The organism is Grimontia sedimenti (genome assembly GCF_011045095.1).
Taxonomy (GTDB): Bacteria; Pseudomonadota; Gammaproteobacteria; order Enterobacterales; family Vibrionaceae; genus Enterovibrio; species Enterovibrio sedimenti.
The window spans coordinates 1-11666 of record NZ_JAALDL010000008.1 but is presented as its reverse complement, the minus strand read 5'-3'; the positions used below and the strand labels follow the sequence as shown (position 1 = coordinate 11666).

3 protein-coding genes are annotated in these 11666 nt (G+C 50.8%); 1 reads left to right on the top strand and 2 read right to left on the bottom strand.

Features of this window, described 5'->3' with window-relative positions; genetic code table 11:
• Nucleotides 1-4: 4 nt before the first annotated feature.
• Nucleotides 5-1765: a two-component system response regulator gene (locus tag G5S52_RS11710; protein WP_165013724.1), complete on the bottom strand. Its 1761-nt coding sequence runs from the start codon at nucleotides 1763-1765 to the stop codon at nucleotides 5-7.
• Nucleotides 1755-4448, bottom strand: a complete 2694-nt coding sequence (locus tag G5S52_RS11705; RefSeq protein WP_165013722.1) for a response regulator — start codon at nucleotides 4446-4448, stop codon at nucleotides 1755-1757. Before G5S52_RS11705 ends, G5S52_RS11710 begins: the two co-directional genes overlap by 11 nt.
• Nucleotides 4449-4907: 459 nt before the next feature.
• Here G5S52_RS11705 and G5S52_RS11700 point away from each other — a divergent pair.
• The coding region (locus G5S52_RS11700; RefSeq protein WP_165013720.1) for a VCBS domain-containing protein at nucleotides 4908-11666 on the top strand (6759 nt) is incomplete at its 3' end.

Below are 11666 nucleotides of genomic sequence, written 5' to 3'. Positions count from 1 at the left end.
GCGATCAGGTAGCCTTTGATTCATCCTCCGAACTCTCAATAGTGGTATTTCCGAGCGGTGAAGCCTGAGTGTCGCCTAAGAGCGCCTTCAACCCTTCAATATCTAACGGACGACTCAAATAGTAGCCCTGTGCTAAATCACAACCTTTCGACTTGAGCATCTCCAGTTGCTCTTCGGTCTCTACACCTTCGGCAACCGTCTTGATCTTCAGCCCTTGAGCCATAGAAATGACGGCGGTAGCGAGGGCTTCATTTAATTCAACGTCCGTAATACCGTCGACAAACTCACGATCAATTTTCAGGGCATCGAAAGGGAACTGAAGCAGGTAGCTGAGAGAGGAATAGCCCGTGCCGAAATCATCCATCGACAGCTCCGTGCCCAAATCATGCAGAGTGTTCAGCATCTCTTTGACGTTCGGTTGATTGCTGAGGAGTAGCCCTTCCGTCACCTCCAACTCCAGTCTTTCGGCTGCGAACTCATGCTTTTCCATGATTTGGGTGAAGTCATCAACAAATTGCGGTTGCCTGACTTGTTGTGGGGAAATGTTGACGGCCAGATGCAGTAAATCCCCTTCCTTATTTGTCAGTGATGCAAAATCGTTCATGGCAGTATCGAGAACAAATTTGCCAATTTCATAGATGAGGTTTGACTGTTCTGCGATAGGAATAAACTCGGTTGGCGCGACAGAACCCAGTTCGTCGTTGTTCCATCGGAGCAATGCTTCTGCGCCAGATATACGGTTGGTGTTCAGGTTATACAATGGCTGGTATACCAAAGAAAACTCCCCGCGGGAGAGCGCCCAAACCAGGTGATATTCAAGCCTCAACCGGCGGTGGACGTTATCATTCATCTCACTGGTAAACAGGCGATAGCTGTCTTTACCGCCCTCTTTCGCCTGATGTTTCGCAATATCAGCATTACCAAAGAGACGCTTGAAATCATCTGAGTCCAGCGGACTTAGCGAGATCCCCATGCTGGCAGTGACATGCACCTCACCGCCACCTGAGATTTCGATTGGCTTATTAATGGCCTTGCGCAGTTTGCTGGCGATCTGGCAGGCATTTTCTGTCTGATGCAAGCCGGGAAAGACAATCAGGAATTCGTCGCCACTGACCCGTCCGACGGTGTCTATTTCGCGCACGGTTTTCACAATCCGGCGAGACAACTCTACCAACACCTGATCGCCCACGTCATGGCTCAGCGTATCGTTGATGATTTTGAAATTGTCGATATCCACCAGCATCACGCCCGTCATTAAGCCCCGACGGAGATCGTGAGCGATAGCGTAGCGAAGCCGATCAAGTGTGAGATTACGGTTCGCTAACCCCGTCAGCGAGTCGTAGAGCGCTCGCTGCATGATCAATTCTTCATTGCGACGAATACGAAGTTGGTTGTAGATGCGCAGTTTGACTTCTGCGGGTGACACTGGCTTGGAAATGTAATCGGCACAACCAATTTTCAACCCCATTTCCCGGCCTTCATCTTCTGAATGCTCAGTGATCAGAATGACAGGGATATCTTTGGTGTCTGGTTCAGTTTTAAAGTACTGACAAAGTTCAAACCCATCCATATCAGGCAACTCGACATCCATCAGGATCAACTTGGGCGATTCAGCCTTCGCCAACACTTTGGCTGTTGCCCCCGAGGTCGAAAAAATCACCCGGTATTCTTCACCCAAAATGGCGTTTAGGATGCGGATACTGTTTGGTGATTCATCGACCAACAGAACCGTATCTTTGTCTGGAGCAATGTTATTAGCGTGCATGCGTTGCTCCCTTTTCATCAGCCAATGGGATATCCAGTTTGTTTTCTTTGATGTAAGCGTTGAAGGCGCTCAACGCCTTGGCATAGTCAAGCTCAATCAATTTATCGCCCACGGGTTTCAACTTGGGTGCCAAATCGCAGTAGTCGACCAGCAACTGATAATAGGTATCGATCGCTATCAGGTCTTGCGACATCATTTGATCTTTGAAGACTTTTAAGCGCAAAAGTTTTGCTTGATCCACATCCGGCGTCGCTGAGCTTGATGGCGTGTTCTTTGCGCTTTCAGCGTTCAACAGGCTCTGTGGGATAGCGGTTTGATGACGCTTCAGCAAAATCTCCCCAATTTCCTTTATCGCGTTGTCCATGTCGCGCTTAAAGTGGGTGAGCGGCGATTGATAATCTTCCAGCGCCATCAGGGCGTTCTGCAGTTGTTTGGCCGAGCGGCGTAAACCCACGATTGAAAGGTTTCCCGCGCTGCCAGCAATGGTGTGAGCATTTTCCGACGCTTCCGTCAGCTGCCCCGCTTCAATTTTTTGATAGACCTGATTCTCCTGCGCTCTGGCTTGATGGACGAAGTCACTCAGCAGTTTGAAATAAAGCGCCTCGTTCCCCATCACACGTTTGATCCCATCCTCCACATCGACATATTCGTATTCAGTCGCTTGGCCTGCCTCTTCCCCTTCCTGAATCGAGACCGAGGTGACGGCCAGTCCAAGATACCCAGCGAGCTTTTGCAACAAGTTGTCAGCATCAAGCGGCTTGGGAATATGGTCATTCATTCCCGCTTCTGAACAACGTTGACGGTCACGCTCCATGGTATGTGCGGTCACCGCAAAAATCGGTAAGCTTTCTTTGTCAGAAGTTTCACGGATGATCCGGGTGGCTTCCAGTCCGTTCATTTCTGGCATTTCTAGATCCATCAAAATGGCATCGTATAGCTCTGGTGCCGGACAAACCTTGACCACCGCTTCACGGCCGGAAGAGGCTAATTCCACCTGGAAGTCGTTACTGATTAAGACCTCTCGGGCAATCTGCTGATTGATGGGCATGTCATCCACCACCAGAATCCGGCGTCCGCCGCCGTTGACAGTGACGGCCGAGCCATACTGTTTGGCCCCGATGACACGTCGGTGTGTTTTGGGCAAGTTTTGCCCCATCACTTCCATGATGGTATCGAACATCACTGACGCAGAAATAGGTTTATGGAGGTAGCCATCAATCTTGCCCTGACCGCGCTCCTTGTCGATTTTCTTCTTGTCATACGCGCTGATCACAATCACCAGCGGGTGTTTCTCAGGCTCAAGGTCATCTTTGATTTTTTCCAGCAGATGGAACCCCTTCTTCCCAGGCATGTGCCAATCAAGCAATACCAGGTCATAAGGTTCCAACTCTAAATCCAGATGCCCTTCCATAATGGCGGTGAACGCACTGTCTACATCACTGGCTGCATCCACATCAAAGCCCAACGACTCGATGATGGCCTGATGCACCGCGATGGAAGAAGGATTGTCATCAACGATAAGAACGCGAAGCTCACGCAAATCGACAGGCACAGAGAAGCTCTTATCTGACGTAGCTTTTGCCAGTTGCAACTCCAGATTGAAATAAACGCCGGCCTCGCTGTCATCCATTTCATCATGCACCTGCCCGCCCATTTGCTCAATCAAGCAAGATGCAATCAGCAGGTTGATGGATTCATCCACTTCCGACTTGGACATCAGCAGGCGTTCGTTTAACTCTTCCAGATCGTCGAACATGTGCTCGTCGTCCGTCACTTTCTGGTTGATCGCGAATTCCAGCACAGCACTGTTATCGTTCAATTGACCCGACTTGATGCTGAGAATAATGGGACTGCCTTCACCGACAATCATGGCCTCATCAATTAAGTTGAGCAGCACTCTGCGCAATCTGTCCGGGTCACCCACCAAGGAGCGCGGTACGTCCAGTGGCACATTAAACAGAAGTTCAACATCACGACTCTCCGCCTCGCTGAGTAGGTACTCACGCAAACTTTCTAATAATTGGTCGAGGTCGAAAGGCGTGTTTTCCAGCGAGAGAAAGTGCGAAGAAAGCTCTTGGAAATCGCGCAGGTTATCGCAGATCACCCCAGTGCGTTTGAGGGCGCGGGTCAGGCTATCCAAGTACAGCGCCTGCTTATTGCTGAGAGAGGTTTGATTCAGCATCTGGGCGCAGCTTAGTGCCGTCGCCATCATGGGATACAGCGAAAGGTTAGACTCAGACAGCACATTGAAGCTTCTACTCAACGCACTGGCGACGTTGCTTCTTGCTCCCGCCGTCAGGTGCGTCGACATTTTCAGGAACAATTCCTCTGGGGCGATGGGATAAACCACATAATCAGCGCCACCGCTTCGGTAGGCCTGTTGTTTTTGTTCAACAGAAAACTGGCTACTCGTCATCACAATCCGCGTGTTGCGGCAGGTCGGTAACTGTTGGATCTTGGCTATCTCTTGGGCCAATGAACCACCATCTTCAAACGGAAAATCCATGCTGATAACAAGAATATTCACCGGATGCTGTTGGAGGATGGTCATCAATTTGGCGGGCGTCGCGACCGAACGCAGCCAATATCCACTCTCACTCAAAACTTGCTGGTAAAAATCAATGTGGGAAAGATCTTCGTCCGCGAGCACAATCAAGGGCTCATTTTTCACCAAACCTGTCATTAGGCCTTCCTTTAAGACTTTTTCAGACACAACCGTCTTGGGCCAAGATCGCCAATCAGCTTTTGGTTAGCCTTTCTCTGCAGGCCTTGATGAGGCACGGACCCCGTCATCGGCGACTTCCCGCACTCACTTATTTCTCACTGGCGAAACATTTCTCTGCCTTATAAAGCTAGTGGCTTTTCATTGTGACTGCCAAATCTGACACAGACTTAATTATTTGTTTGTCAGTTGCATATGAGACCTATTTCCATCTTTTTCGCGGGTGACAATGTCGCTTTTCTATTCACTTCCATTACCAGCCTGCACGTAAATCTCATTTATGAAACAGATTGCAAAGAAAATTTATCTAACTTCCTTGACCGGCTTATCCCCACTTAACGTTATGTACTACTTTTAACAAACCGCTCAAAAGATAAACATTTAGCTCAATGATGAGCCGCCAATTGTCGGGAGAAAACTATGGCTATCAACTTGGTTATTAGTCAGGTCGTAGGACAAGCATTTGTGGTAAAACCGGACGGTGAATTGGTGCAAGCTGCACCCAACACCGTGCTGCAAACCGGCGATGTATTATCCGTACCCAATGGAAAAAACGCCTGGCTGGTAACAGAAGAAGGTGAGCAGCTTGATGTGCTTGACGAAGCATTACTTGTTGGAGAAGAAGGTTTCGATAACCTCGACCTCCCTTCGGATGTGCTCGACGTTATCGCGGCGATTGAAGAAGGCGATGATCCCACCCAAAAGGAAGGCACTGAAACAGCAGCAGGTGAAGAGGCCGCTGGCTCAGCATTGGCCGCAGCTTCTGTTATTGAATACAACGCCTCCACTGGCGGAATCAGCAATATTTCCAGCTTTGACAGCACAGGACTTTTTTCTTCAGGGCTTTCTCAGGGGCAAGCTGATACCCTTTTCAACACTCGCTTTGCCGCACTACTTTCAAATACCGAAGAAGGCGCGGACGATGGAAGCGGTGATTCCAGTGGCAGCACCAATGACGGTAATGGTTACGTAACACCGACTTTCAATGGCCTAAACATTTCCTCTCCGGAAGATGGCGACATTGTTCTCAGCCGCGCTGATATTCTTGGTGCAATTACTGGTGGAGACACTGCCAACATTCAGGTTTCGAGCATTCAATCAAGTGTTGAAGGCGCAACCATCACAGAGAACAGCGATGGCTCATTTACGCTGACACCTCCACCAAACTTCAACGGCACCATCATTTTCACAATCGAAATCACTGACGGCCAGTCAACGGTGACTGGCAACGTAAGCGTGAACGTCGCAGAGGTTGAGGATACTCCAGAAATCACCATCACACCTGTCGAGCTCACTGAAGATGAGAATGTCTCTGAGGGCAGTGTGATTGCATCTATTGATGCCACTGATGGCGACGGCGACGCACTGACCATTACTATCACTAATGATCCTAACGGCTACTTTGCCATTGAAGACGGCAAAGTTGTGCTAACGGAAGCAGGCGCTGCCGCCATTGACGACGATACTCTGAACCTTGAAGAAATCAGTGTCACCGTCAGTGTCTCCGACGGAAAAACGACGGTTGAAGAAACGGTAACACTCCCCATCACCCGCACAGATGATGACGCTACTGTTGAAGGTGATACCACTGCAACGGTAACGGACGGCAACGGGACAGTCCCTGCTTCAGCCTCAGGAACCCTGAATGTCGTAGACCCAGATTCCAACAATGAAACCACGCTGGATAACGGCACCTACAAAGGCGAATACGGCACTTTGGTCGTCGAAAACGGCGCTTGGGTTTACACCGTCGATAAAGAGTTGGTTGCGCCGCTTGGCGAGGGTGAAAAAGCCACAGACGTTGTGACGATTACGGCTTCTGACGGCAGCACTCACGAAATCACACTGAACATCCAAGGCACTAACGACCCAGCTCAGATTTCCGGTGATGTCACCGCGACTGTGGTTGATAACAGCGGAACCATGACGGCAACGGGAACCCTGAGCGCTGCAGATGTTGATGGTACAGACAACAAATTTATTGCTGAAACCATCACCACACTGCGTGGTGAAGTGACTATTGATGAAAACGGCAACTGGACCTATACCACCACAGATCCAACCGGTGCGATTCAGCGTTTACCAGAAGGTGAAACACTGACCGAAGTCGTCACAGTGCGCTCAGAAGACGGCACAGAACAGCAAATCGTTCTGACCATTGAAGGCGTCAATGACCTCCCCGTATTCTCCGCAATTGCTGAACGTGATGTTTATGAAAGTAATGATGTGATCAGCGTGTCAGGCACCATCAATGTGGTTGATCCTGACAACGGCCAATACTACATGGAAGCTGGTACCTACGTGGGCGAGCTCGGCTCTGTGACTATGGATCGTGCAGGTAATTGGACCTACACCTCCGATCCGGCACAAAACGCCGCATTGGACTCGCTAAAAGAGGGCGAGCAGCGCGTCGATACCATTACTGTTCGTTCACAGGACGGTACAGAAACCGAAATCAAAGTCACCATTATTGGTACCAATGACCCTGCAGAAATCGCTGGCGACATTGTCGGTACTGTGGTCGAAGCCGATGGCACCATGACGACATCAGGACAGTTAACCGCGACTGATGTTGATGGCGAGAACGCCTTTACTCCGCGAACCATTGAAGGGCGCTGGGGTGAACTGACGATTGATGAAGACGGCAATTGGACGTACAGCTCCGACGACGGCAAAGGTGCGATTAACCGCCTCGGCGAAGGCGACCAACTGACAGATACCATCACTGTTCAGTCTGAAGATGGCACTGAGCAAACCATCACAATTACGATTAACGGGACAAATGATACTGCTGTCTTCAGCGGCTTGAACAGTGTGAGCGTCAACGAAACCGACAGCCAAATTACCACCAGTGGCAGTATCAACGTGTCTGATGCTGACTATGGCGAGTATTTCTTCCAGGAAGGTACTTTCGACGGTGAGTACGGCGAAGTCACCATAGACCGGGCAGGTAACTGGACCTACACATCAGATCCTTCCAATACCGCTGAATTTGATGCGCTTAAAGAAGGCGAGCAGCTTACAGATACCATCATTGTCCGCTCTCTGGACGGTACAGAAACCGAGATTATAGTGACGATCGTTGGCACCAACGATCCGGCCGAAATCGCGGGTGATATCGTCGGTACCATTGTCGAATCCGATGGCACTATGAGCACGTCTGGACAACTGACATCAACCGATGTGGACGGCAACGACAATGCCTTCATGCCTCAGACTATTGAAGGTCGTTGGGGTGAAATTACCATTGATGCGAACGGTAACTGGACCTACTCCACCACTGACGAGAAAGGTGCAATCAACCGCTTGGGCGAAGGCGACCAACTCACTGATACCCTTTCGGTACGAGCAGAAGATGGAACTGTACAAACCATTACCATCACCATTGATGGAACCAATGATGCGGCAGTCTTTAGCGGCAAAACCAGCGCTACCGTCGATGAAACGGACGGTCAAATTTCTACCAGCGGCCGGGCGAAAGTCTCGGATGCCGATTATGGCGAGTATTTCTTCCAGGAAGGTACTTATACCGGAACCTACGGTGAAATCACCATAGACAAAGCAGGCAATTGGACCTACACCTCTGCATCGGAAAACAACGCAACCTTTGATGCATTAGACGCAGGAGATACCTTGCCTGAGTCCATCACAGTTTACTCTCTGGATGGCACGCCGCTCACTATCGATATCATGATTCAGGGTACCGATGATCTTCCTGTTGTGAGCGGTCAAACAGGTGGTGCATTGACGGACACCACTAGCGGCGAAGTACAAACCATCTCAGGTTCACTGTCGATTAGTGATGTGGATGCCGACGACACACCAACGTTCGAAGATACACGCATCGAAGGTGAATTCGGCGTATTGGAAATGGTCGATGGGGAGTGGACCTACACGCTGGACAAAGAAGCTGCTTCCGCGCTAAATGCAGGTGAAACTGACACTGACGTCATCACGTTGACCGCCAGTGATGGCACCGAACAGAAAATTGTCATCACAGTCACAGGCACAGACGATGAGCCCGTCCTGACGGGCAATACCGTTGGTTCAATCAGTGACAACGGTTCCCCAACCACATCAGGCTTTATCAGCGTCATCGACCCGGATTCAGACAACTCGCCAACCCTGCCAGATGCCGAAGTTGATGGCCAGTATGGCTCGCTGACGCTGGTCGATGGCGAATGGACCTACACGCTGGATCCTGATTCTGTCGCAGCATTGCCAGACGGTGAGACCACCATTGATGTCGTCACTGTTGAAGCTTCTGACGGCTCGAAGCACGAAATCACCATCACAATTACCGGCACCGATCAGGAGCCTGTGCTGACAGGCAATACAACAGGTACCATCACTGAAGGCAGCGCAGCGCTGACCGCCTCTGGTTCAGTCGAATTGATTGATGTGGACGCAGGCGAAAACCCTACGCTACCAAACGGCACAACGACTGGCCAATACGGCTCCTTAACATTGGTCGATGGCGAGTGGACGTATACGCTGGACCCGGATCTTGCCCAATACCTGGATGAAGGTGAAACGACCACAGACACCATTAGCATCACGGCTTCTGACGGCACAGTGCATGACATTGTCATCACCATTACCGGTAGTGAGGATTCTGCGGTCCTTGATGGTGACACGACAGGCGGTGTCACCGATGAAACTGGCTCGCTGACAGCCACTGGTTCACTAACTGTCAGTGACCCAGACAGCAGTGATACCCCCACGCTGCCAGACACCAACCAGCAGGGGCAATATGGCTCCTTCACCATGGTTGATGGCAACTGGACCTATACGCTGGATCCTGAATTGGCAGCCAGTTTAGACGAAGGTATCACCGTTATCGATACCATCACAATTACCGACTCCATGGGTGGTACCCATGAACTGTCCATCAATGTAACGGGCACAGATAACGCGGCAGAGCTGACGGGAGATACCTCGGCAAATCTGGTGGAAGGCACAGACATCACCGCAACCGGCTCCATAGAAGTGATAGATGCAGACAGCGGTGATACACCAGTGATTGCCAACACTGATGTTGACGGTCAATACGGCTCCTTCTCACTGGTTGATGGAGAATGGACATACACCCTAGATCCGTCTGTTGCCCAGGGATTGAATGCCGGTCAAACGGCAACTGACACCATCACCCTGACCGACAGCGAAAACAACGAACACCAAATCGTTATTACTATTGAAGGCACTGCCGATGCCGCTGTTGTTTCCGGTGACTTCACCGGTTCTGTTTCTACAGAAACAGGCCCCGTGGTGGAAGTCACTAACCTGTTCGTATTCGGTGAAGATGTAGATGGCGACACCGAAGATTTCAATGCAGGCAGCCAGCCGGGTAATCTGAATTTCAGCTCCACTGGATTCAGCGCCAACATCACTGACAGCGATGGTAGGCTGAACAACGACGGCTCCCAGTCTATTGAACTGAATGGAGAGTCATATCCGGTTTCGGTTAACGCTACGGTTCAATATACCGATGCCTATGGCAATGTCTTCACCATGGCTGTACTGACGGTTTCAGCTACCCAAGCCGGAGGATACTTCGGCGACACAGGCGAACCTACGACCCTGTTGGTTCAAATCGATGGTCCGGATGTCGTTCCAGGCACTGACTTGACGCTGGTCGACGGTTCATACAACGAAGTCAGCAGCATCAATTATCTGGATGTTACCGATGCTGTCACAGCGACAGGTCAAATCAGCATCTCTGATGCCGATACCAACGATACGCCAGAATTCGCCAATACCACCATTGAAGGACAATACGGTACGTTTGAACTGGTCGACGGTAACTGGACTTACACTATCGATCCATCCAAAGCTGAAGCTCTGGGTGCAGACGATGTTGCGACTGAAACCTTCACTCTGACCGCATCAGACAATACTCAACAGACGATCACTATCGAAGTGACGGGTACCGACGATGCCGCTGTCATCACAGGTGATATGACGGGTTCAGTCACCGACCAAGACACCTCGACATCTGGCACGATAAACATCACTGATCCTGATGGTGGTCAAACAGCCACCATCGACAATGTCACCATTGAAGGCGAATATGGCACCTTCGAATTAGTCGATGGCGAGTGGACTTACACCGTCGACCCTGACAAAGCCAAACCGCTCCCTGAAGGCGAAGAGGCCACAGACTCTTTCACTCTGACGGCATCAGACGGCTCTACCCATGAAATCGTCGTGACTGTCACCGGCACCGATGACGCTGCCGTCGTCACTGGCGACACTACCGGACAAGTGACCGATCAAGACACATCGACCTCAGGCTCAATAACCGTCACCGACCCAGACAACGGTGAAACCGCCACCATCGATAATGTCACCATTGAAGGCGAATACGGTACCTTCGAGTTAGTCGATGGCGAGTGGACTTACACCGTCGACCCTGACAAAGCTAAACCGCTGCCGGAAGGCGAAGAAGCCACAGACTCGTTCACTCTTACAGCTTCAGATGGTTCTACTCATGAAATCATCGTGACCGTCACCGGTACCGATGATGCTGCTGTGGTAACCGGCGACACCACCGCCACCATTTCCGATGTCGATACCTCAGCAACAGGCTCTATCACGGTTACCGACCCAGACAATGGCGAAACGGCCACCATTGGCAACACCACCATAGAAGGCAACTACGGCACCTTTGAATTGGTCGACGGTAACTGGACTTACACGGTAGACCCAGACAAAGCACAAGCTCTGCCGGACGGGGAAGAAGCAACCGAAACCTTCACCCTCACGGCGTCCGACAACTCAACGCACGAGATTGTGGTCACGGTTGAAGGTACTGATCAAGCAGCTGTTGTGACGGGTGATACCACTGCGTCTATCACTGACGTCGATACCTCAGCAACAGGTTCAATCACGGTGACCGATCCGGATTCCGGCGAAACGGCCACCATCGGCAACACCACGATTGAGGGCAACTACGGCACCTTCGAACTGGTCGACGGCAACTGGACTTACACGGTTGATCCGGATAAAGCGCAAGCTCTACCGGACGGGGAAGAAGCAACCGAAACATTTACCCTTACTGCGTCTGATAATTCAACGCATGAGATTGTGGTCACGGTCGAAGGCACCAACCAGTCTGCGGTTGTCACCGGTGATACCACTGCCTCTATCACTGACGTCGATACCTCAGCAACAGGCTCT

Bases quoted from the DNA above. Each gene is read 5' to 3' on its own strand.
- G5S52_RS11710 (WP_165013724.1), bottom strand. From the start codon at position 1,765: ATGCACGCTAATAACATTGCTCCAGACAAAGATACGGTTCTGTTGGTC.
- G5S52_RS11705 (WP_165013722.1), bottom strand. From the start codon at position 4,448: ATGACAGGTTTGGTGAAAAATGAGCCCTTGATTGTGCTCGCGGACGAA.